Annotated in this window: 22 protein-coding genes, 1 tRNA gene and 2 pseudogenes; 15 read left to right on the top strand and 10 right to left on the bottom strand. The window is 61.7% G+C overall.

The annotated features are described in order from the left end of the window. Positions 1-55: 55 nt before the first annotated feature. From X727_RS137760 to X727_RS1000000169250, 9 genes and pseudogenes are all read left to right on the top strand, one after another. The gene (locus X727_RS137760; protein ID WP_023668937.1) at positions 56-772 is read left to right on the top strand and encodes a Bax inhibitor-1/YccA family protein; all 717 of its coding nucleotides are present in this window, start codon (positions 56-58) and stop codon (positions 770-772) included. A gap of 174 nt (positions 773-946) precedes the next feature. After that, positions 947-1,825 (top strand): aldose 1-epimerase family protein, encoded by an 879-nt coding sequence (locus X727_RS137765; protein ID WP_023668938.1) that lies wholly within the window; start codon positions 947-949, stop codon positions 1,823-1,825. A 23-nt stretch (positions 1,826-1,848) separates the two neighbouring features. After that, positions 1,849-2,625, top strand: a complete 777-nt coding sequence (locus tag X727_RS137770) for a pyrroline-5-carboxylate reductase (RefSeq protein ID WP_023668939.1) — start codon at positions 1,849-1,851, stop codon at positions 2,623-2,625. A 106-nt stretch (positions 2,626-2,731) separates the two neighbouring features. Further along, positions 2,732-3,508: a DUF2066 domain-containing protein gene (locus X727_RS137775; RefSeq protein WP_245261307.1), complete on the top strand. Its 777-nt coding sequence runs from the start codon at positions 2,732-2,734 to the stop codon at positions 3,506-3,508. Between the two features lie 70 nt (positions 3,509-3,578). Then, positions 3,579-4,481 (top strand): alpha/beta hydrolase, encoded by a 903-nt coding sequence (locus tag X727_RS137780; RefSeq protein WP_023682543.1) that lies wholly within the window; start codon positions 3,579-3,581, stop codon positions 4,479-4,481. Positions 4,482-4,504: 23 nt separating this feature from the next. Further along, positions 4,505-5,422, top strand: a pseudogene (gene fusA, locus X727_RS137785) (elongation factor G); the annotation flags it as partial. Next, on the top strand, positions 5,419-5,748 hold the full coding sequence (locus tag X727_RS137790; RefSeq protein ID WP_023668943.1) for a hypothetical protein: 330 nt from the start codon (positions 5,419-5,421) through the stop codon (positions 5,746-5,748). The pseudogene fusA and the gene X727_RS137790, both read left to right, overlap by 4 nt. 340 nt (positions 5,749-6,088) lie before the next feature. After that, positions 6,089-6,619 (top strand): hypothetical protein, encoded by a 531-nt coding sequence (locus tag X727_RS01000000165145; protein ID WP_245274222.1) that lies wholly within the window; start codon positions 6,089-6,091, stop codon positions 6,617-6,619. Continuing rightward, positions 6,574-6,849, top strand: coding sequence for a GNAT family N-acetyltransferase (locus X727_RS1000000169250; protein WP_348524535.1), 276 nt, complete (start codon positions 6,574-6,576; stop codon positions 6,847-6,849). Before X727_RS01000000165145 ends, X727_RS1000000169250 begins: the two co-directional genes overlap by 46 nt. A 22-nt stretch (positions 6,850-6,871) precedes the next feature. Here X727_RS1000000169250 and X727_RS137795 read toward each other — a convergent pair whose 3' ends face one another. From X727_RS137795 to X727_RS137820, 8 genes are all read right to left on the bottom strand, one after another. After that, positions 6,872-7,681, bottom strand: coding sequence for an MBL fold metallo-hydrolase (locus X727_RS137795; RefSeq protein ID WP_023745047.1), 810 nt, complete (start codon positions 7,679-7,681; stop codon positions 6,872-6,874). A 3-nt stretch (positions 7,682-7,684) separates the two neighbouring features. Further along, positions 7,685-8,473 (bottom strand): TatD family hydrolase, encoded by a 789-nt coding sequence (locus tag X727_RS137800; RefSeq protein WP_023696113.1) that lies wholly within the window; start codon positions 8,471-8,473, stop codon positions 7,685-7,687. Beyond that, on the bottom strand, positions 8,473-10,023 hold the full coding sequence (gene metG / locus X727_RS137805) for a methionine--tRNA ligase (RefSeq protein WP_023745048.1): 1,551 nt from the start codon (positions 10,021-10,023) through the stop codon (positions 8,473-8,475). The genes X727_RS137800 and metG overlap by 1 nt, the downstream gene beginning before the upstream one ends. 90 nt (positions 10,024-10,113) lie before the next feature. Then, entirely contained in the window at positions 10,114-11,169 is a 1,056-nt protein-coding gene (locus tag X727_RS137810; protein ID WP_023835238.1) for a DNA polymerase III subunit delta', read from the bottom strand. After that, positions 11,166-11,840 (bottom strand): dTMP kinase, encoded by a 675-nt coding sequence (tmk, locus tag X727_RS137815; RefSeq protein WP_023668949.1) that lies wholly within the window; start codon positions 11,838-11,840, stop codon positions 11,166-11,168. Before tmk ends, X727_RS137810 begins: the two co-directional genes overlap by 4 nt. Positions 11,841-11,912: 72 nt before the next feature. Continuing rightward, complete coding sequence (locus tag X727_RS0134760; RefSeq protein ID WP_245274220.1) at positions 11,913-12,197, bottom strand: hypothetical protein; 285 nt, start codon at positions 12,195-12,197, stop codon at positions 11,913-11,915. Beyond that, positions 12,170-13,219, bottom strand: coding sequence for a D-alanyl-D-alanine carboxypeptidase family protein (locus tag X727_RS0134755; protein WP_081726237.1), 1,050 nt, complete (start codon positions 13,217-13,219; stop codon positions 12,170-12,172). The genes X727_RS0134760 and X727_RS0134755 overlap by 28 nt, the downstream gene beginning before the upstream one ends. Before the next feature lie 103 nt (positions 13,220-13,322). After that, positions 13,323-14,531 carry a septal ring lytic transglycosylase RlpA family protein gene (locus X727_RS137820; RefSeq protein WP_023835237.1) on the bottom strand — a complete coding sequence of 403 codons (1,209 nt, stop codon included), beginning with the start codon at positions 14,529-14,531 and terminating at the stop codon, positions 13,323-13,325. Between the two features lie 295 nt (positions 14,532-14,826). Between X727_RS137820 and X727_RS0134750 the strand changes: the two genes are divergently transcribed. The 3 genes from X727_RS0134750 to X727_RS137830 all read left to right on the top strand — a co-directional run bounded on the left by X727_RS0134750 (position 14,827) and on the right by X727_RS137830 (position 16,340). Then, complete coding sequence (locus X727_RS0134750) at positions 14,827-15,306, top strand: MgtC/SapB family protein (RefSeq protein WP_027050850.1); 480 nt, start codon at positions 14,827-14,829, stop codon at positions 15,304-15,306. Positions 15,307-15,516: 210 nt separating this feature from the next. Further along, positions 15,517-15,606 (top strand) — tRNA-Ser (locus tag X727_RS137825). Positions 15,607-15,860: 254 nt separating this feature from the next. Further along, positions 15,861-16,340, top strand: a complete 480-nt coding sequence (locus tag X727_RS137830; RefSeq protein WP_245270406.1) for a potassium channel family protein — start codon at positions 15,861-15,863, stop codon at positions 16,338-16,340. Between the two features lie 13 nt (positions 16,341-16,353). On the opposite strand, the gene X727_RS137835 is transcribed toward X727_RS137830, so the two are convergent. Beyond that, a complete protein-coding gene (locus X727_RS137835) occupies positions 16,354-17,793 on the bottom strand; it encodes a radical SAM protein (protein ID WP_023835236.1) in 1,440 nt (479 codons plus the stop codon). A 156-nt stretch (positions 17,794-17,949) separates the two neighbouring features. On the opposite strand from X727_RS137835, the gene X727_RS137840 reads away from it, so the two are divergent. After that, positions 17,950-18,678 carry a Crp/Fnr family transcriptional regulator gene (locus tag X727_RS137840; RefSeq protein ID WP_023686751.1) on the top strand — a complete coding sequence of 243 codons (729 nt, stop codon included), beginning with the start codon at positions 17,950-17,952 and terminating at the stop codon, positions 18,676-18,678. On the opposite strand, the gene X727_RS0134745 is transcribed toward X727_RS137840, so the two are convergent. Further along, positions 18,675-19,088 carry a hemerythrin domain-containing protein gene (locus tag X727_RS0134745; protein ID WP_023686750.1) on the bottom strand — a complete coding sequence of 138 codons (414 nt, stop codon included), beginning with the start codon at positions 19,086-19,088 and terminating at the stop codon, positions 18,675-18,677. The genes X727_RS137840 and X727_RS0134745 overlap by 4 nt on opposite strands. Before the next feature lie 252 nt (positions 19,089-19,340). On the opposite strand from X727_RS0134745, the pseudogene X727_RS1000000169245 reads away from it, so the two are divergent. Both X727_RS1000000169245 and X727_RS0134740 read left to right on the top strand, forming a co-directional pair. Continuing rightward, positions 19,341-19,712, top strand: a pseudogene (locus X727_RS1000000169245) (cytochrome-c oxidase, cbb3-type subunit I); the annotation flags it as partial. Beyond that, on the top strand, positions 19,621-20,742 hold a 1,122-nt coding region (locus X727_RS0134740; RefSeq protein WP_245274219.1), incomplete at its 3' end, for a cbb3-type cytochrome c oxidase subunit I. The pseudogene X727_RS1000000169245 and the gene X727_RS0134740, both read left to right, overlap by 92 nt.

Here is a 20,742-nt window from a genome sequence, read left to right as displayed (position 1 = left end):
CAGGACACTTTACTGATCAAGACGCTTTACTGAGACCACATAAGGAGAACCCGCAATGAATACCCCTGACCTCGGATACCGCATGGGCACTGGCGCGCGCGCCGGCGCCGTCTATGACGAGGGCCTGCGCAGCCACATGCTGCGCGTCTACAATTATATGGGCATCGGCCTCGTCGTCACCGGCATCGTTGCCATGGTGGTGTCCTCGACGCCGGCCCTCTACGTGCCGATCTTTTCCAGCCCGCTGAAATGGGTGGTGATGCTGGCGCCGCTCGCCTTCGTGCTGTTGTTTTCGTTCAAGATGCAGACGATGTCGGCGGCAAGCGCCCAGTTGATGTTCTGGGCCTTCTGCGCGGTGATGGGCCTGTCGCTGGCTTCGGTGTTCCTGGTCTTCACCGGCACCAGCATCGCGCGCACCTTCTTCATCACCGCCACCATGTTCGGCGCCACCAGCCTCTACGGCTACACGACCAAGCGCGACCTGACCCAGTTCTCGTCGTTCCTGATCATGGGTCTGATCGGCGTGGTGATCGCCAGCGTCGTCAACATCTTCCTCGGCTCGACCGCGCTGCAGTTCGCCATTTCGGTGATCGGCATCGCGGTGTTCGTTGGCCTGACCGCCTGGGACACGCAGACGATCAAGGAACAGTATGCTGAGAATTTCGACGCGGAATCGCAGCAGAAGCTCGCCGTCTTCGGCGCGCTGTCGCTCTACCTGAACTTCGTCAACATCTTCCAGCTGCTGCTGAACTTCACCGGCGAACGCGAATAGTCGAACCGTAGCAAGGCAACAATCTCGATCTCGCAGTGGCCGGAGGAGAATCTCCGGCCACTGTCGTTTTGGCGTGGAGACATCGCTCCTCTATCAGCGCGATGTCGCTGCGCCCTTGAGTCCATGCGGGCTTTTGCTAACCTGCCGCTCGCACGCAGCTTTCCGCGAGAACGCATGGAACAAGTGACGCTTCAGGGCGACGGCATCTCGGCAACCATTGTCGGGCAGGGGGCCGAGCTCGTCTCCTTGCGCAATGCCGAGGGTCTGGAGTTTTTGTGGCAGGCCGGGCCGGAATGGCGGCGGCATTCGCCGGTGCTGTTTCCGATCGTCGGCCGGCTGAAGGGGGACCAGCTTCGCCATCGGGGCCGGGTCTATCCCCTGACGCAGCACGGATTTGCCCGCGACAAGCCATTTGTGTGGGCTGACGCGAGCCCCCGATCCTGCACGCTGGTGTTGACCGACGATGCCGATACACGCACGCGCTATCCGTTCGCCTTTCGCCTTGCCATCACCTACACCCTCGAGCGTCGCGAACTTGGTGTGAGCTTCGAGATTGCCAACACCGGCGACGAGACGCTGCCAGCCTCCATCGGTGCACATCCGGCTTTCAATTGGCCATTGCAGCCGGGGCTCGCCAAGACAGACTACCACCTGACCTTTGCCCAGGACGAGCCGGCGCCGATCCGCCGGCTGAAGGATGGCCTGGTGCTGGCTGCACCGCGGCCGACGCCTATCGAAGGCAAAACGCTGGCGCTTTCCGAACAGCTGTTCGAGGCAGACGCCGTGATCCTCGACCGGCCGGCCAGCACCAGCGTGCGCTATGCCGCCGCGAACGGTGCGGCGATCGAGATGTCGTGGCAGGGTTTTAAGGAATTGGGCATCTGGTCGAAGCCGGGCGGCGCTCCGTTCCTGTGCATCGAACCCTGGCACGGGCTTGCCAGCCCCGTGGATTTCGATGGCGAGTTCGCGGACAAGCCGGGCGTGATGCTGATCGCGCCCGGTGAAAAGCGCGTGCTGAGCTATCAGGTACGGCTCGAGCATGCGCCGCTGTGACCGATGAACCAGAGACAGGCGCGATGAAACTTGGCTTCATCGGCACGGGTGCCCTTACAGCGGCCATTGTCAGCGGGCTCAAATCCGTCGCGGATAACTCCGTCTCCGTGCTGCTGTCGCCGCGCAATGAAGAGATCGCCGCAGAGCTGGCAGCCCGTTATCCGGATGTGCGTATCGCTGATGACAATCAGGCGGTTCTCGATCAATGCGACCTGGTCATGCTGGCTGTCCGGCCGCAAATTGCGCATGACGTCCTGCCGGGTTTGCGGTTTCGGCGCGAGCATCACCTCATCAGCTTGATCGCCACGCTGCCGCGCGAGGAGATTGCCCGCTTGACCGCACCCGCGCACCAGGTGACGAAAGCGCTGCCCATGCCGATGATCGCCCACCGGCTGGGGGCAACGATCATCTGCCCGCCGGATGCCACTGTCGCTGCCTTGTTCGGCAATCTGGGGAAAGTGATCGAGGTCGAGAACCCAGCCGAATTCAACGCGTTGAGCGTGGCCACCGCAACCTATGCCAGCTACTTTAGATATCTCGATACGATTAACAGCTGGCTCAAGAGGAATGGCGTGGAGGAAGGGAAGGGGCGCGATTACATCGCCTCGCTTTTCAAAGCCTTGGGATGCGCTCCTGATATGTCGCCGGATGCCGACTTCATGCATCTGGCGCAGGACTATGCGACGCGCGGCGGCATCAACGAACAGGTTCTTCGCGAACTCACGGCGCGAAACATGTTCGAGGCGCTCACCGAGAGCCTGGACGGCGTACACCGGCGCATCGTCGGCGATACGCCTTGATGGGCGGTACCTTGAAATTCCCTGATGATCAGGAGTATGGCTCCAACGGATGTTCCGGACCGTTCGGGAGGGTCGGCGGGTGCCTGGATGCTTGAAATTGGGCTTTGTGGCAGCGGCGCTGGCTGTGCTGATTGTCTTTCCGGTCGCTGCCGCCGACATCGACCGCGCCAGCCTCTACCGCGCGCAATCGGTGACCAGCGGCACTGGCGAGGAGAACCGGGCCTGGGGCCTGGCGCCGTGCCTTGAAGAGGTGCTGGTCAAGGTTTCCGGCGACCCGCGGCTGATCGGCGACCCGCGTGTTGCGGACATGAGCCGGCACGCGGCCGACTATGTCACTGGTGTCGGCTACCGCGACCTGCTCAACAACCGCCCGCCGCATGACGAGCAGGGCACCCACGACCGGCCGCATTACATCACCGCCGATTTCGACCCGGACAAGATCGATGCCTTGCTGGCGTCGCTCGGGCGCAAACCGTGGGCGGTGCCGCGGCCAAAAATGGTCGCACTGCTGGATGTAAGGCCGATGAAAGGCGACGGCTTCACGCTGGTGCGCGATGGCGGCGGCGAGCTTGCGGCGGATATGCGCGTTGCGCTGGCGGACGCGGCGCACCGGACCGGTTTGCCGCTGGAGTTGCCTCGGCCGTCCGACGTCGCGCTCGCCGACGTGGCCAACACGCTGGATGGGGACGCCCTGCTTGCCGGCACTTTGGTATGGCGCCAGGAAGCGCTGGGCTGGGTCGGCGACTGGCGGCTCAGCTTCAAGGATAAGGAGTATCGCTGGCAGGTACGTGGCGTCAGTTTCGACGATGCGTTCCGCAACGCCACGCGCGGAACGCTGCAGATCCTGTCGGGCAATGGAGAGCCGGAAGCCGTCACGCCCTGACTTCAAGGGAACCTTCTTGCCCGAGCGCCGTAAACAAAGTGGCGGGCAAGCTTTGAGCAAGGAGGTATAATTGCAACATCGCCGGATCGACATTGACGGAAACAGCATCTTCTATCGCGAAGACGGCCCGCCTGATGCTCCCGTCCTTCTCCTGCCGCACGGCTATCCGTGCTCGTCCTATCAATTCCGACGGTTGATGCCGGCACTTGCCGATCGCTGGCATACATTCGCGCCGGACTTTCCCGGCTTTGGCTACAGCGGCACGCCCGAAATGTCGGACTTTGGCTATGATTTCGATGCCTATGCCGGGTTTCTGACAGCTTTCGCCGATGCGCTCGGCACGTCGCGCTATGCGCTCTGGCTGCACGATTATGGCTCTCAGATCGGACTGCGCCACGCCATCGCACATCCCGAGCGCATCGCGGCACTCATCATCCAGAACGGCGATATATACCAGGATGTTCTCGGGCCGAAATACGCTGGGATAAAAGCCTATTGGAAGGAAAAGACGCCCGAAAAGCACCGGCCGTTGGAAGAGGCGGTAAGCGAGAAGGGCTTCCGGCACGAGTTTGTCGGAGAGGTGGATTACGCTGTAGCCGAGCGCGTGCCTCCCGATCTTTGGAAACTCCACTGGCCTTTGATGGACACGCCGATCCGCCGGCGGCTCGCGGTCGGCCTGATGGAGAAGCTGGAGGCGAACCTCGGCTGGTTCCCGCGCTATCAGAGCTATCTGCGCGAGCACCAACCGCAAACGCTCATCGTCTGGGGCCCCGAGGATGGTTACATGCCGGCACAATCGGCGCATGCCTACCAGCGCGATTTGCGGGAAGCGGAGCTTCATCTGATCGATGGCGCCGGCCACTGGTTGCTCGAAACGCATTTCGATGAGGCACTTCCGCTGGTGCGCGATTTCCTGGCGCGCGTCCACAGTCAGGAAGCGAAAGGGACGGGCAGGGCGGCCGGCCGGGCGTAGACCCCTCCGTTGCGGTCATCGGATCGATCTGCAACCATGGCGTCATGATAGAAAAGTCTGCCGCGCCCTGGCCTCTGCTGCAAATCGCGATCGAGCCGAAGTCGCGGGCGGATCAGGAGAAGCTAGCTACTGCCTTGTCGAAGCTGGCGGACGAGGATCCCTGGTTGCACGTCAAGCAGGATGCGGAATCGGGCCAGACGATCGTCGCCGGCAGGGACGAACTCCACCTCGACATAGTCATCGACCACCTGCGCCGCGAGTCTCGCATTGAGGTGAATGTCGGCGCGCCCAAGGTAGCGTATCGCGAGACGATCACCCGTAAGCACGAGCAGGACTACACGCACAATAAGCAGTCCGGTGGTACGGGTCAGTTCGCCCGCGTCAAGATTGCGTTCGAGCCGAATGGCGGTAGCTGGGACTTCGTCTTCGGGTCCAAGGTCGCCGACGGTGCGCTTCCGAACGAATATGTTGCGGGCGTCGAAAAGGGGCTGCGGAACATTCTGTCTTCAGGCCCGTTTTTTGGCTTCCCGATGCTTGGCGTGAAGGCAACGCTGATCGACGGCGCGTATCACGATACTGATTCCTCGCCCCTGACTTTCGAGATCGCCGGCCGAGCCTGCTTCCGTGAAGCCGCTCCCAAGCTGGGCGTGCAGCTCTTCGAGCCGATCATGCAAGTCGAGGTGAACACGTCGGCGGCCTATGTCGACAAAATCATCGCCGAACTGCACAGCCGCCGGGGCCTGATCCGGAGTCGGGAAATCAGCGGCGTGGTCGTCGTTGTCAAAGCGACAATGCCGCTCGCGAACATGTTCATGCTGGAGGATGCGCTCCGGTCCTGTTCGAACGGACTGGCACGCCTGCGCGCCGACTATTCCGGATACGCTCCCGTACCACTGCCACCCGGCGGCGACCCACCGGCCGCCATGGCCATGGCCAGATGACGTCGCCAAAATTCTCCTCGCGGGCAGGGTTCCTTGTCGGCCTCGGCGTCACGCCGGTCGCCTTTTTCCTGGCGCTCTATTCGGCCGGGGCCGGGCATGGCGACTATGTGCTGGCGCGACTTCTCTATCCGGTCCCCATGCTGGCAACGCTTTTGACCAACACAACGATCACCAGCCTTTCCATCGGATTGGCTGCGCTGCAGTTTCCTGCCTATGGGGCATTTGTTGCGGGCGCCGGCGGCTCCAGATGGCTGGCCCTTGGCGTCTTCCATCTTGTTGCAATCGCAGCAGCCTTCAGCGGCCTCCTGGAAAGCTTTTCGGGATGACGCTCCTGTTCGTTATCCCGGCGCGGGCCGGTCGAGCAGGAAGTCGAGGCCTTTGCGAAAGGCGCCATCCCTTGAGAAATGAAGACCACGCCAACTCATTTCGCCACTGCTTCGTCAACGTTCCTCCCGCCAAGCAATCAGAGCCGCCGGCCCGCATCTCAGTCAGCAGGGCGTATATTGGCACGTCCGTAATGGAAGCAGCAGCCACATATGAAAGTCGCATAAGATAGATTATGGAACTTGTGCATTAGACTGAAGCTGGAAATTGCTGCGATTTTCACGGGTTTGGCATGATCGACGCGTGTTGCCTTGAGCCGATGGCCAACGCTACGCTGTGTCGATGACGACAGCAAAGCGTGACATCGAAGCGGCGATCGAAGTGTTCGTGCACGGCTTCAGCACCGACAAGAGCCGTTCCTTTCCCTACGAGGCCAGCCGCGTCGGACCCTTGTGGCTGATGCGCGATGCCGAGCGCAAGAATGCACGCGACTACCGTGGCGAAGAATGGATCGTCCATGACGTCGCCGCCGAGGAAGCCGATGCCATCGTGCGGCAGCATGCGCGGCCAAGCTTTGCCGTTTCGGTCGTGATCGCGAATGACGGCCCGGACGAACCGACGCGAACTGCCTACAAGGCGCTCGGCTACCGGCTGCTGCGGACGGAAGGCTTTTTCGTCCAGTCGCTGCGCCAAATTCCAGACCCGCCAGCAATCGTCTCTATCGAACGCGTGAGGACGGCTGAACGCGCTGCACAACTGGAAAGGTCATACGCAGGCGGCCACTTCCAGACGATCAACTCGGCGACGATGCGCCGTTTCGCCAGTATGTGGCGCTCGATGGCGACGCCATCGTCGGGCGTGTGCGCAGCATAGACGCCATCGGCGCCACATGGTGCTCGGCAATGTTTGTCGAGCCTTCGCACCGGCGTCGAGGCATCGGCCAGGCGCTGATGGCCAAAATGCTGCATGACGACAAAGCGCATGGGTCGCGGTGCTCGATGCTGTTGGCGACGCGTGCCGGAGCGCTGCTTTATCCCCGCATGGGCTATGAGCGGATTGGAACGCTGCTGATCTTCGCGCCGAAGAACCGAACGTCCTTATAAGATCTGCTCGTATCATGCTGTCTCATAAAGGAATTTCGATCACCATGCCGTCATAGGCCGGAGTGACGTTGGCCGGCACCTCGGCCTTCACCGTGGCATAGTCGAGCGGCACATGCATATGCGTCAGCACGGCCTGTTTCGGCGCCAGTTTTTCAATCCAGCCAAGCGCCTGACCGAGCGACAGATGACTGGGATGGGTATGGTACTGCAAGGCATCGATGACCAGCATTTCCAGGCCGAGCAGCCGCTCGGCGGTGGTATCCGGGAAGTCGCTTATATCGGGGCAGTAGGCCAGCCCGCCGATGCGGAAGCCGAGCGAAATGATGTCGCCATGGATCTGCGGCAGCGGCTCGAGGGTGAGGGCACCGCCCTCGCCTTCGATCGTCACCGCCCTTGCGTGATCGATGATGTGCGGCCTGACGATCGGCGGATAGGAACTGCCAAGCGGCGTCTCGAAGCAATAGCCGAACGCTTCGCGCAGCCTGAGCATGGTCGGCTGGTCGGCGTGGACATCGATCAAATGGCGCTGCTCCAGCACGTAGCCGCGCAGATCGTCGATGCCGTGGATGTGGTCGGCGTGCGGATGCGTATAGACGACGGCGTCGATGCGCCGGACCGCCGCCATCAGCATCTGCTCACGGAAATCAGGCCCGGTGTCGATGACGACCGTGGTTCTGGCGCCGTTGGCTGCTATCCGCTCGACGAGCGCGGCTGAGCGTGTACGCCGGTTTTTCGGATTGGCCGGGTCGCAATTGCCCCAATCGCCGGTGATGCGCGGCGTGCCAGGTGACGAGCCGCAGCCGAGGATGGTGAGGCGCAGCCGGTCGCTCATGCGTCAGAGCCCGGCGGGCCGCGGCATCTTGCCGAACAGCCGGAAGAAGTTTGCCGTCGTCAGCGTCGCGATCTCGGCTTCGCCAACGCCGACCGTCTCCGCCAGCACCTTGGCTGTATGCGCGATATAGGCCGGCTCGTTGCGTTTGCCGCGGAACGGCACCGGCGCCAGATACGGTGCGTCGGTCTCGACCAGCAGCCGGTCATGCGGCACATCGGCTGCGATGGCGCGTAAATCGGCGGAGTTCTTGAAGGTCAGTATGCCCGAGAAGGACACATAGCCACCAAGCGCCACGCCGACCTCTGCCAGCCGTCGCCCCGACGAAAAACAATGCAGGATGAAGGGGAAGGCGCCCTTCCCTGTTTCGTCTTCGAGGATGGCAGCCATGTCGTCATCGGCATCGCGCGAATGGATCACCAGCGGCAAGCCGGTCTCGCGCGCGGCCGCTATGTGAGTGCGAAAGCCCTGCGCCTGCGCATCGCGTGGCGCCTTGTCGTAAAAATAGTCGAGCCCGGCCTCGCCGATCGCCACCACCTTCGGGTGCGCGGACAGGCGCACAAGGTCCTCAGCCGTCACATCCAGCTCTTCGCCGGCATTGTGAGGATGAGTGCCGACCGAGCAATAGATTTCGTCGAAACTCTCGGCAATCTCAAGCACTTGCGCAAACCGCTTCACGCGTGTCGAGATGGTCACCATGTGACCTATACCGGCAGCCTTGGCGCGGGCGACGATGGCCGCCCGCTCCTCGGTGAAATCCGGAAAGTCGAGATGGCAATGGCTGTCGACGAGCATCAGGCGCTCGCCTCAGGGTTTTCGACATAACGCGGAAACACACCCTCCGGCGCGGGCAGCGCCGTGCCGGGCACCAGCGCATAGTCGGCATGGACATGCGCGAAGTCACGCTTGTCCGCCGGCACCGCCAGCAGGTCCAGCAGCTTGCCGGCCGACCCCGGAATGTAGGGCTGGCACAGCAATGCCACGCGCCGCACCAGTTCGGCGGTCGTCCACAGCACTGTTTCCATGCGCGCCGGATCGGTCTTCTTCAGCGCCCAGGGCGCCTGCGAGGCGAAGTAGCGATCCGCTTCCGCCACAACGCCGAAGATCGCCGCCAACGCGAGATGGATGCCCTGTTCCGCCATCGCGTGGCGCGCGGTACCCAGCGCTTCCACCGCCTGGTCGAGGATCGCGCTGTCGGCTTCGGTCAGCTCGCCGCGATGCGGCACCACGCCGCCGCAGTTCTTGGCGATCATCGACAGCGAGCGCTGCGCCAGATTGCCGAGACCGTTGGCGAGATCGGCATTTGTGCGGTTGACGATCGCGTCATGGCTGTAGCTGCCGTCCTGGCCGAATGGCACCTCACGCAAGAAGAAATAGCGCACCTGGTCGAGGCCGTAATGCTCGACCATGGTGAAGGGGTCTACGACATTGCCGACCGACTTCGACATTTTCTCGCCGCGGTTGAACAGGAAGCCATGCGCGAAGACGCGCTTCGGCAGTTCGATGCCGGCCGACATCAGGAAAGCCGGCCAGTAGACAGCATGGAAGCGGACGATGTCCTTGCCGATAATGTGCGTGGCCGGCCAGTAGCGCCATTGCTCGGCCTTGGTGTCGGGATAGCCGGCAGCGGTGATGTAGTTGGTCAAGGCATCGACCCAGACATACATCACATGCTTGTCGTCGCCGGGCACCGGCACGCCCCAATTGAAGGTCGTGCGCGAGACCGAGATATCCTTGAGGCCGGATCTGACGAAGCTCATCACCTCATTTCGGCGCTCGGCCGGACCGACGAAATCGGGCTGGCTTTCGTACAGCGCAAGCAATTTGTCCTGATAGGCGGAAAGCCTGAAGAAGTAGCTTTCCTCCTCGTTCCACTCGACCGGCGAGCCAAGCGGCTCGCGCCGCACGCCGTCGTCGCCGAGCGTGGTTTCGCTCTCTTCGAAATAGGCTTCCTGGCGGACCGAATACCAGCCGCTATAGCGGTCGAGATAGATGTCGCCATTGGCCGCCATAGCCTTCCAGATCGCCTGACACGACTCGTAGTGGCGTGGTTCCGTCGTGCGGATGTAATCATCATTCGAGCCGCCCAGGACCTCTGTCATCGAACGGAAGATCGCCGAGTTGCGGTCGGCAAGCGCGAGTGGCGTTATGCCTTCCTTCTCGGCCGTCTGCTGCATCTTGAGGCCGTGTTCGTCAGTGCCGGTGAGGAAGAGCACGTCCTTGCCGTCCAGGCGCTGGAAGCGGGCCAGCGCGTCGGTCGCAATGACCGTATAGGCGTGGCCGATATGCGGCTTGCCGTTCGGATAGAAAATTGGTGTCGTGATGTAGAATGTGTCGCGTGACATGAATGAACCGTCATGAATGGCCGAATGAATGTGAGCGGTGGATATCGCATCGAGACGGCGATTGCCATCCCGCCCCAATGCCGAAACCGGTCACATTCGCATTGCGGAATTCAGGCGGTCGATCATGGTCAAGGCGTGCTGCTTCTTGTCAAGATTGTAGGTATCGGTCTCAGATATGGCGTTCAGCGCCTCGTGCCAAGTGTCGGACAGCGTTTTCGCCCGCGCGAGATCCCCAGCCAGCGCGGCTTCACTGGCGCCGGTGGAGAGCAGATCGAGCGCGCGGCGGTTGAAGATGTCGAACTGGATCGCCTGGTCGCGGCCGGCGACGGCCTCGGCAAGGCGATAGGCGCCGGCGATGTCGCTCCTGCCCGACGTGACCAGGGCGTCGAGGGTGCCGGCAATCTCCAGCCCGCCATATTGGGTCAGAAGGATCGCATTGCGGGCGCTGCCCCCTGCCCGTTCCGCTAGTGCCGCGCGCGCAGCAGGATCGGAAGGTGGCGGCGGCTCGACGGTCTCCAGAACACTCATCAGGCTGCCGGCATCGAGCGGCGTCAGCCGCACCATCTGGCAGCGCGAACGGATCGTCGGCAAAAGGCTGCCCGGCGCATGCACGATGAGGATGAACAGCGTGCGGCTCGGCGGCTCCTCGAGGTTCTTCAGCAAGGCATTGGCGGCGTTGGTGTTCATGTCGTCGGCCGGATCGACGATCACCACCCGGTAGCTGCCGTCATGCGAGGTCAGCGACAGGAAGCGGTTGACCTTGCGGATCTCGTCGACGGTGACGACGGTCTTGAAACTCTTGGTCTTGTCGTTCAGCGGCCGGGTCAGGTGCAGCACGCCGGGATGCGCCCCGGTGGCGATCTGGCGAAACAGCGGTGAGGCCGGATCGGGAACGGCAAACGTGTCCGGCGCCTGGTCGAAGGCCGGATGCTTCAACAGATGGTGCGCCAGGTGAAAGGCAAGCGTCGCCTTGCCGATGCCGACCGGCCCGGCAAAGATCAACGCATGCGGCAGTTTTCCCGAGCGATAGGCGGCAGCGAGCATCGCGGCCGCCTGCTCATGGCCGACCAGGCGCAGCGTCTCGGACGGCTCCGGTACACCGTCCAGCGTGTCGTGCTGCTCGGGAGCGATGCGTTCGAAGATCATGCGGGCGCCGCCTGTCGGTTGCGCGCGGGCGCCCTCGCCTCAAGTGCGGCGAACACCACCGCGGTGATGACATCCTCCACCGCAGCGGGAGGCGCCGACGCGTCGATCACGATGCAGCGGTCCGGCTCGGCGGCTGCGATCGCCAGGAAGGCGTCACGGCGGCGCTGGTGGATGTCCAGCGTCTCCTTTTCGAAGCGGTCCGGACCGTCCTCGGCGCCACGCCGCGCGGCGGCGCGCCGCAAGCCCTCGGCGGGGTCAATGTCAAGGATCAGCGTCATGTCCGGCATCATGCCGTTGATGGCGACCTCCTCCAGAGCTTCCATGAAAGCCGGATCGAGGCCGCCGGTGACGCCCTGATAGACGCGCGACGAATCCAGGAAACGGTCGCAAAGCACGATGGAGCCGCGCTCCACCGCCGGCCGGATGACCTGCTCGACATGGTCGGAGCGTGCGGCGGCAAACAGCAGCGCCTCCATCTTCGGCCCGAAAGGCTCGGCGGCGCCGGACAGGAGCACGTGCCTGACCGCCTCGGCGCCGGGTGACCCCCCGGGTTCGCGGGTGAGGAGGACATCGTATTTCTTGGCGCGCATCTTCTGGGCCAGCCGCTCGATCTGCGTCGACTTGCCGGCGCCCTCGCCGCCTTCGAAGGTGATGAAAAATCCGCTTGCCAATCGAAAGGCCTTTGTCCTGCTTTGCGCTGGTGTCTTAGTCCGCGCCCGAGAAAAGGTCCACGCCGCAGGAACTCAACGCAGCCAGCCTACGGCCAGTTCCCTGGCGGCATCAAACGCTCGTTGCGGCAGTGTGCCGACGCCAACCGATTCGGCGGCGAAAAGCGGGGTTTCCTGGCTCAGCGTGTCGCCGATCCAGACGCGCAGCGCGCCGACGGGCTGTCCCTCCTCCACCGGCGCCGATACCGGCCCCTGATAGACGATCCTGGCGGTCAGCTTGTCGCGGTTGGCGATCGGCAGCAGGACGTCGATGGGCGCCTTTGCCTTCAGCGCTACGCTGGATTTGGCGCCGCCGAACACCTGGGCCTCGCCGACCACTTCGTTGCTGGCGAAAATCTCGGTCTTCTCGAAGGAGCGGACGCCCCATTCAAGCAGATCGGAAGAGCACACGTCNGCCTGAGTTCCTCGGAGAAGAACGAGAAGCTGCCGCCGCCGAACACCTGGGCCTCGCCGACCACTTCGTTGCTGGCGAAAATCTCGGTCTTCTCGAAGGAGCGGACGCCCCATTCAAGCAGCTTGCGCGCTTCCTCGGCGCGCTCGCGGTCGTTGGCCAATCCGCTCATCGCCGCGATCACCCGCGTCCCGTCATGGCTGACCGAGCCGACGATGCCGAAACCGCCCGCCTCACTCGACCCGACCGCCAGCCCATCGGCACCGATGCCCATGGCCAGCAACGGGTTGCGGTTCTTTTGCGAGATCTTGTTCCAGGTGAAATCGGCCCGGCCGTAATAGAGATAGAGATCCGGATATTCGCGCCATATATGCAGACCAAGCTGCGCCAGTTCGCGCACTGTCGTCTGCTGGCCGTCGGCTGGCAGGCCGGTGGAATTGACAAATGTCGATTTCGGCAGCCCGATCTGGCGCGCGCGATCGTTCATCTGAGCGGCGAAATTCTCTTCCGAACCGGCCATGCCTTCGGCCAGCACCATGCAGCCGTCATTGGCGGCCTGTATGGTGACCCCCTGGATCAGGTCCTCGACCCGGACCGCCGATTTAAGCTTGGCGAACATGGTCGACGTTCCCGAAGGCGCACCGCCCTTGCGCCAGGCATTTTCCGAAACCACGAAGGTGTCGTCGAGGCTCATGCGCTTCGACTTGATGGCGTTGAAGACCATCTCCATGGTCATCAGCTTGGCCATCGAGGCCGGCGGGATCGGTTGGTCGGCATCCTTGGAAAACAGCACCGTGCCGGTTTCGGCATCGATCATGAAAGCCTGCGTGGCCTTGGTCTCGAAAAGCTGCGCGTTGGCCGGAACCAGCGCGGCAAGCAAGAAGCCAAGGCCAAAAAGCCCGGCAAAAGGGTGGAAAAGGCGAAATCGCATGAAGAGGCTTGACCTGTTAGCCGGCAGAAACTTGCCGCAACGCTATCAGGCTTCTTCCCGGCGGATCAACCGCGCAATCACAAAACCGGCGTGCCTTTGTTGGTCAGTTGCGCACAGCCAGCGCGTCCGGCGCGCCATGCGACCATGCCGCGCGCAAGAGGTCGTCGACATTGCCGTGGCCATCCGGATAGAGATTGACCGCGTACCAGTCATTGCCGTCGAGCTCGGTGCTCTGGATTTCCGTCCTGCCGAAGGGTTTTAGGGCCGCAGCCACCCGCTTTGCCTCGGCGGCATCGTCGAAGGAGCCGGCGGCGACATAGTCGGAAACGGCAGGCGCCGCCTGCGGGTTGGATTTCTTCCACGATTGCAGGATGTCGGCTGGCGACATGCCCTGGTCGTCAAGCGCTGCAAAGACGTCGGCGCGCTGTACGCGCTCATCCGCATAGGAGAGCGAAGCCACGGCAAAGGACGATTCCGGGCGCTGAGGCACGATCGGCCCGAATTCAGGCAGCGTCACATCGCTTGAGGCCGGTGCCTGCATCGACATCACTGGCTGTGTGTCGGAATTCGTCAACTGACCAGGAAACGGCACTACGGCAGGGGGTGCGCCAACAGATAGGCTCGGCGAAGGTCCGTTCATCGCCACCATGACGCCGGTCGGCAAGCCATCGGACGGGTCCGGGCGGTTGTTGCCCGGGCGATAGGAGGCGACCAGATATTGGTCGTCGTCGCCGTCGAGCGGCGCGCGGCCGATATATTCCACTTTGACCCTGGCCGTGCCGACCTTGGCATAGTCGAGCATTTGCGCGGCGCGTTCCGAGACATCGATGATGCGTCCCTCATGATAGGGGCCGCGGTCGTTGACGCGCACGATGACCGAGCTTCCGGTCTCGGTGTTGGTGACACGGGCATAGCTCGGCAGCGGCATGGTCGGATGCGCCGCGGTCAGATGGGTCATGTCGTAGACTTCGCCATTGGCTGTGAGACGACCGTGGAAGGCATCGCCATACCAGGAGGCGAGACCGACCTTGGCGTAGCGCTTGTCTTCCTTAGGGTAATACCACTTGCCGCGCACCTGATAGGGCTTGCCCAACTGGTCGCGGCCGCCGCCGCGCCGCATGTACTGAACGCGCGGGCTGGCCTTCACGCCGTACTCGGTCTCGGCAAAATATTCCTTCGAGCGAGGCTTCTTGTAGACCATGGCTTTCGGCTCGGACTGCGGCGACGCGCACGCGGCCAGCAACGCAGCCGAAAGAGCGCACAACACCAAAGCAGGAGCGCGACGAAGACGCCGATGCGTCGTGGTCTGCATGTTTTCCGATGTCCCCTACCGTCTCGACACAGGCGCCGCTTCTAGAATTTCGGCGGAGCCAGATGAGCAATGCCTGCGACGCGCCAATCCCCATCCCTTGTGCGCAGGAATTGTTTATCAGCGTATTAATCGATTGTGTCCGGAACCGGGCAGGAATGTGGCGGCCAGGTCCCGGGCTGGCCGGGCGCCAGTGAGGAGGCATCCGAGACCTCTGTCCTTTGGAGTCTGGGTGTGAACCTGTGGCATGAAGCGCGGCTGCCTGGAACCGACCGACCCGAGATACGTTCTGCGCCTCATGGATGAATTCATTGAACGTTTCGGGCAACAGACGTGGCTGCCCTTTTCCGTAATTTCAGCCAGGCTTTTGCTCGCGGCCGTCCTTGGCTCCATCGTTGGGATCGAACGCGAATGGCGCAACCGGCCGGCCGGATTGAGGACACACATCCTAGTCTGTGTTGCGACGGCTCTAATTGCCATCCTCACGATCGAGATTACTCATCTTCACGTCTTCGATGGTCAGGAAATCGCCATTGATCCTATCCGCTTGATCGAAGCCACGACTGCCGGCGTGGCATTTCTGGCCGCGGGCTTGATCTTCTTCTCCAAGGGCGAGGTTCAAGGGCTTACCACTGGGGCGGGCATGTGGCTGGCAGGCGCCATAGGCCTGGCGGTTGGGCTCGGGTTCTGGCAGATCGCGGCTTTGGCTACCTTGCTCGCACTTGTCGTGCTGGGTCTTCTGCAACTTGTGCAGGTCGGCAGCAAGGATCGCAATTAGATCCCGGCTCCTTCGAAAACGGGTTCGCAGCTCCGTTCGGGTAACGAACGCCACCCCCTATTATCCATGGCAGCGCCGATGGTTGACTTGGCGATGGGCAACGCTCTAGAGAAATGAACCGCAAGCTGGTCCGGAAGGATAGGTATCATTCGATACCAACTGTCGTTCACTGGGTCGGTTGATGTTCCTAGATGATTGAAAAGTCACGTTGGAGGGATGGCCGAGCGGTTTAAGGCACCGGTCTTGAAAACCGGCGTGGGTGCAAGCCCACCGTGGGTTCGAATCCCACTCCCTCCGCCATTTCTCTGACATTATCTTTTTAAAACAACAGCTTAATTCTGATTTTGTTCGAGACCGGCCATTGGACCCACCATAAAATCAGCCGCAGCATTTTGGTTTTTGAATAGCACTTTTGACACCCGTTGGGAGCTGATCGAGCTCGATCGAGGAGCTCGAGTGCGTGCCCGGTGCTCGCTTGGTGTGCCGTTAATTGACGATCACATACTCCCCTCGCCGGTACGTGCCTGAAGAATCCACAGATCGGTTTATCGAACTTGATCCTGCACAATGAAAACAACGATGATCATCGGTACGGTCAGCGCATGATCCTTAATCTGCTCATCGGCACCATCGCCATAAGCCTGACCGTTCTCATACACACATTTGGTCTGATCGCCGTTACCCATGCGATGGGACACCTGGTCGCCCGGTTTCGCATGCACGGGCGCCGCAGCCGCATCATTGCGATGATCAGCGTGGTCATGGGGCTCTTTGCCGTTATGACAGCGGAGGTGTGGCTCTGGGCAGGACTATACCGGTTGCTGAATATCTTCGCCGACTTCGAAACCGCCCTGTACTTTTCCACCATCACCTTCTCGACGGTTGGCTACGGCGACATCGTGCCGGCCCACGCATGGCGTGTCCTGGCGGCGCTTGAAGGCGTGAACGGATTTCTTCTGATTGGCTGGTCGACCGCCTATCTGATCGCGGCAGGCACCCGCATCGGCCCGTTCAAGGCCGGCGAACATTTCTGACAGGAGCCAATGCTCAGACCGCCGCCGAATGCCTGGCTTTGCCGGTTTCGAAATATTTGTCGAACTTTGCCGCGATGCTTCTGACAAAGGGCCGACTTTCCGCCGGCACGACGAAACTGTCGCCATCAAGCTCAAGCAATCGCGCAGGATCGCGGAGGGCTGTGGAACTCGCCTTGACGAGAAGTCTTTGGCCGGCTTCGCCAAAGCGCTCCACCAGATCGAGCGCCGAGAAGCAGAAATCGCACATCAGGCGCTCTATGATCCAGCCGCGAACCCGGTCGTCATCGGAAAGCGCGATACCGCGGACCGCGGCCAGCCCGCCGTCCGCGACCATGCGCCCATATTCAGCGGTCGAAGGCATGTTCTGTGCATAGCCTTGCCGAAATTGGCTGACGGACGATGGGCCAAGGCCGATCAAGGTTTCGCAGCGATCCTCGGTATAGCCCTGAAAGTTCCGGTGCAAAGTCCCGGCGCTGGCCGCAAGCGCCAACGCGTCGCCCGGTTTGGCGAAATGGTCGAGCCCGATTGCCTCGTATCCCTGGTTCACGATCGCCCGTGCTGCCAGTTGCGACTGGGCAAATCGCTCCGCGGGACCCGGCAACCAGGCCTCGTCGATCATCGTCTGATGTTTCTTGAACCACGGTACATGCGCATAGCCAAACAGTGCGATCCGATCCGGTTCCAGGGTCAGTGCCTGCGTAACCGTGGAAGCGACGCTTTCCCTGGTCTGGTGCGGCAGACCGTAAAGCAGGTCCAGATTGACCGATTCGACGCCGCGCGAACGAACGCCGTCGACGACAGTCTTGGTCTGCAGGAAGCTCTGCTCGCGGTTGATCGCCTTCTGCACCTTCGGATCGAAATCCTGGACGCCGAGGCTCGCACGGGTCATGCCGATTTCTGCAAGCGCATCGAGGCGGGCATCGTCGATATCGTTGGGTTCGATTTCAACGCTGATCGTGGCGCTGGGAAGAAAGCCGAAGCCCTTGCGCAGGGCGGTTCCCAGCGCCACCATATCTTCGGGCTTGAGCATCGTCGGCGAACCACCGCCGAAATGGACGGCACGCACACGACCTTTGCCTGCAACAAGACCGGCGACGGTAGCGATCTCGGCATGCAGTGAGCGGAGATAGATCGTCACCGGTTCGTAATGGCGTGNACGACCTTTGCCTACAACAAGACCGGCGACGGTAGCGATCTCGGCATGCAGTGAGCGGAGATAGATCGTCACCGGTTCGTAATGGCGTGTCTGCTTGGTATGGCAGGCACAAAACCAGCAAAGCTTGTCGCAGTATGGGATGTGCAGATAGAGCGAGATTTCGTCGCCCTCGTTGAGCGCTTGCAGCCAGCCACCACAAACGGCAGCATCAACGCCTGGATGGAAATGCGGCGCGGTCGGATAGCTGGTGTAGCGTGGAACGTTCTCACCGAGCCTGGCAACTAATTCTGGCCGCATGTCGCTATCCGATCCCCTTTGCATGGCGCGACACTGATCACATTGGGCGCGAGCGGCCTTGATTTCGGTCAAGGCCGCCCGCGGACAAACTGCCGCAAGGTTCTTTTGTGCGCCAATGCTACCTTCTGGACAGATGGAATCTCTCGGACGATGAAGATGACCGTGCGCCAAGACGTTCACAGTTCCAGCATTCCAGTGCTTTGCCAGTCTTGCGAGGCACGGCACCGCGGCGTTTGCGGTGCGCTCGATCCCGACCAATTGGTAAGCCTGGCCAAAACCTCATCGAGGCATACCGTTGAACCGGGCACAGAACTGATTGGCGACGCCGAGACCGTCGACAGCTATTCGAACGTGCTTTCCGGCGTTGTGAAGCTGACCAAGAGCCTTTCGGACGGACGCCAGCAGATTGTCGGCCTCCAGTTCGCCCCCGATTTTCTGGGCAGGCCCTTCAAGGTGGAAAGCGCGATCAACGCTGAAGCCGCAACCGCGGTTTCCGTGTGTTCGTTTCCAAAGGCCGCCATCGAGCGGATGATGAAGGAATCTCCGGAAATCGAGCATCGTCTGCTCAAACAAGCGCTCAACGAACTCGACGAAGCCCGCGACTGGATGGTGACGCTCGGGCGCAAGAGTGCTTCGGAAAAGGTGGCGAGCTTTCTCCTGATGATCGCCAGGAACATCGATCCCACGCTGGACCCGGCGGCGCAGTCGACGACCTTCGACCTGCCTTTGACCCGCGCCGCTATCGCCGATTTTCTTGGCTTGACGATCGAGACGGTCAGCCGCCAACTGACCAGGCTGCGAACAGACAGCGTGATCCGGATCGACAATAATCGGCGCGTGACGGTGGACAACATGGGCCGGCTGGAACGCCGCTCCGGCGCCTAACCGCCATCGACCCCGATCATCGGCAAGACGTGCTCGCGTTCGAAGGCGATATGCCGGCGCAAACTTTCGAAGAAGCCGCGCAGCATGAAGCCGACAGCCTCGGCATTCTCAACACTCTCGCCATGGCCGATCGCTAACAGATTTTCAGTCACTTCGCCGGCAAAGCATTCATCCTCCACGTGTTCGGCGCGCAGTCGACGAGTTGAAGCAAGGTTGGCATCCCTGCCGGTCAAAACAGCCTCGTAGGCCGGAAAGATCACCGTCTCCTCATATTGATGAATGTTGCGCAACAGCGGAACGATCGCGTTTGCCGCAGCCAGGCATGCCAGGCTATCGACCCTGGGCAGGGTGTCGGCTATTTTTTCCAAGGCATCGCAGAGCTGCAGCTTTTCCAGATGCGCACGTTTCATGAGCGCAACCGGGACTGCTTCTCTGCCAGATCGAACTATCGGCATCGATCTGTCGCGGCTCGTTTCGAACAGCGACGATCGCAGCTCCCTCTCCCTGTTCAATGACAGCCTCCCGATCCTTTGCAAATCCAACGCTGCCCAATCCAAAATCAAATGGCTTTGACATGGATCAAGGCGCCAGCCGCGTGACTGCTGGATTGGTGTCAGGCGGATTGACGTCCGCGCACAGGAATCCGAAGTCGGGGACAGGTCATGAAGTTCGGCACGCAAGTCTTCGCTTTGGCCCTTTTTACCTTTGCCGCCTTGGTGGCCGCCGGTTTCGGAGTGGACGAGCCCTTCCGGCAGCATATGTGGGTGCTGTTTCTTGTGCTGCTCGGTTTTGTCGCCATCCTCCTCCGCAACACGAGTTTCGAAGCTGCCGCTCCGATCGACCCGTCCGCCTACATGGATGGTCCAATCCGCTACGGCGCCATCGCCACCATGTTCTGGGGTGTGGTTGGCATGCTGGTCGGGGTGGTCATCGCGCTGCAGCTTGCCTATCCCGATCTCAACATCCAGCCCTGGTTCAACTTCGGCCGCTTGCGGCCTCTGCACACCTCGGGCGTCGTCTTCGCCTTCGGCGGCAANCATCCAGCCCTGGTTCAACTTCGGCCGCTTGCGGCCTCTGCACACCTCGGGCGTCGTCTTCGCCTTCGGCGGCAACGCGTTGCTTTGCACGTCTCTCTATGTCGTCCAACGCACATGCCGCGCCCGGCTGTTCGGTGGCGATCTCGCCTGGTTCGTGTTCTGGGGCTACCAGCTCTTCATCGTCATGGCCGCGACCGGTTATCTGCTCGGCATCACCGAGAGCCGCGAATATGCGGAACCCGAATGGTATGTCGACATCTGGCTGACCANCATCCAGCCCTGGTTCAACTTCGGCCGCTTGCGGCCTCTGCACACCTCGGGCGTCGTCTTCGCCTTCGGCGGCAATGCGTTGCTTTGCACGTCTCTCTATGTCGTCCAACGCACATGCCGCGCTCGGCTGTTCGGTGGCGATCTCGCCTGGTTCGTGTTCTGGGGCTACCAGCTCTTCATCGTCATGGCCGCGACAGGTTATCTGCTCGGCATCACCGAGAGCCGCGAATATGCGGAACCCGAATGGTATGTCGACATCTGGCTGACCATCGTCTGGGTCGCCTACCTGATCCTGTTTCTGGGCACCATCCTGAAGCGCAAGGAACCGCACATCTACGTCGCCAACTGGTTCTACCTTTCCTTCATCGTGACCATCGCGATGCTGCATGTGATCAACAACCTATCGATGCCGGCCTCCTTTCTCGGCTCCAAGAGCTATTCTGCATTTTCCGGAGTTCAGGACGCCCTGACGCAATGGTGGTACGGCCACAATGCCGTCGGGTTCTTCCTCACAGCGGGCTTCCTCGGCATGATGTATTATTTCGTGCCCAAGCAGGCCAACCGGCCGGTCTATTCCTACCGCCTGTCGATCGTCCATTTCTGGGCAATCATCTTCCTCTACATCTGGGCCGGGCCGCATCACCTGCACTACACCGCCCTGCCCGATTGGGCGCAGACGCTTGGCATGGTGTTCTCGATCATGCTGTGGATGCCGTCATGGGGCGGCATGATCAACGGCCTGATGACGCTGTCGGGC

It is taken from the genome of Mesorhizobium sp. L103C105A0 (assembly GCF_000502215.1).
GTDB lineage: Bacteria > Pseudomonadota > Alphaproteobacteria > Rhizobiales > Rhizobiaceae > Mesorhizobium.
Note: the sequence above shows the minus strand (reverse complement) of the source record. Positions and strands in the feature narration are given on the sequence as shown.

What these genes read in the sequence shown, in the direction of transcription:
- X727_RS137760 (WP_023668937.1), top strand. Translation starts at nt 56, where the DNA reads ATGAATACCCCTGACCTCGGATACCGCATGGGCACTGGCGCGCGCGCC.
- X727_RS137765 (WP_023668938.1), top strand. Translation starts at nt 947, where the DNA reads ATGGAACAAGTGACGCTTCAGGGCGACGGCATCTCGGCAACCATTGTC.
- X727_RS137770 (WP_023668939.1), top strand. Translation starts at nt 1,849, where the DNA reads ATGAAACTTGGCTTCATCGGCACGGGTGCCCTTACAGCGGCCATTGTC.
- X727_RS137790 (WP_023668943.1), top strand. Translation starts at nt 5,419, where the DNA reads ATGACGTCGCCAAAATTCTCCTCGCGGGCAGGGTTCCTTGTCGGCCTC.
- X727_RS01000000165145 (WP_245274222.1), top strand. Translation starts at nt 6,089, where the DNA reads ATGACGACAGCAAAGCGTGACATCGAAGCGGCGATCGAAGTGTTCGTG.
- X727_RS137795 (WP_023745047.1), bottom strand. Translation starts at nt 7,681, where the DNA reads ATGAGCGACCGGCTGCGCCTCACCATCCTCGGCTGCGGCTCGTCACCT.
- X727_RS137800 (WP_023696113.1), bottom strand. Translation starts at nt 8,473, where the DNA reads ATGCTCGTCGACAGCCATTGCCATCTCGACTTTCCGGATTTCACCGAG.
- metG (WP_023745048.1), bottom strand. Translation starts at nt 10,023, where the DNA reads ATGTCACGCGACACATTCTACATCACGACACCAATTTTCTATCCGAAC.
- X727_RS137810 (WP_023835238.1), bottom strand. Translation starts at nt 11,169, where the DNA reads ATGATCTTCGAACGCATCGCTCCCGAGCAGCACGACACGCTGGACGGT.
- X727_RS137820 (WP_023835237.1), bottom strand. Translation starts at nt 14,531, where the DNA reads ATGCAGACCACGACGCATCGGCGTCTTCGTCGCGCTCCTGCTTTGGTG.
- X727_RS0134750 (WP_027050850.1), top strand. Translation starts at nt 14,827, where the DNA reads ATGGATGAATTCATTGAACGTTTCGGGCAACAGACGTGGCTGCCCTTT.
- X727_RS137840 (WP_023686751.1), top strand. Translation starts at nt 17,950, where the DNA reads ATGACCGTGCGCCAAGACGTTCACAGTTCCAGCATTCCAGTGCTTTGC.
- X727_RS0134745 (WP_023686750.1), bottom strand. Translation starts at nt 19,088, where the DNA reads ATGAAACGTGCGCATCTGGAAAAGCTGCAGCTCTGCGATGCCTTGGAA.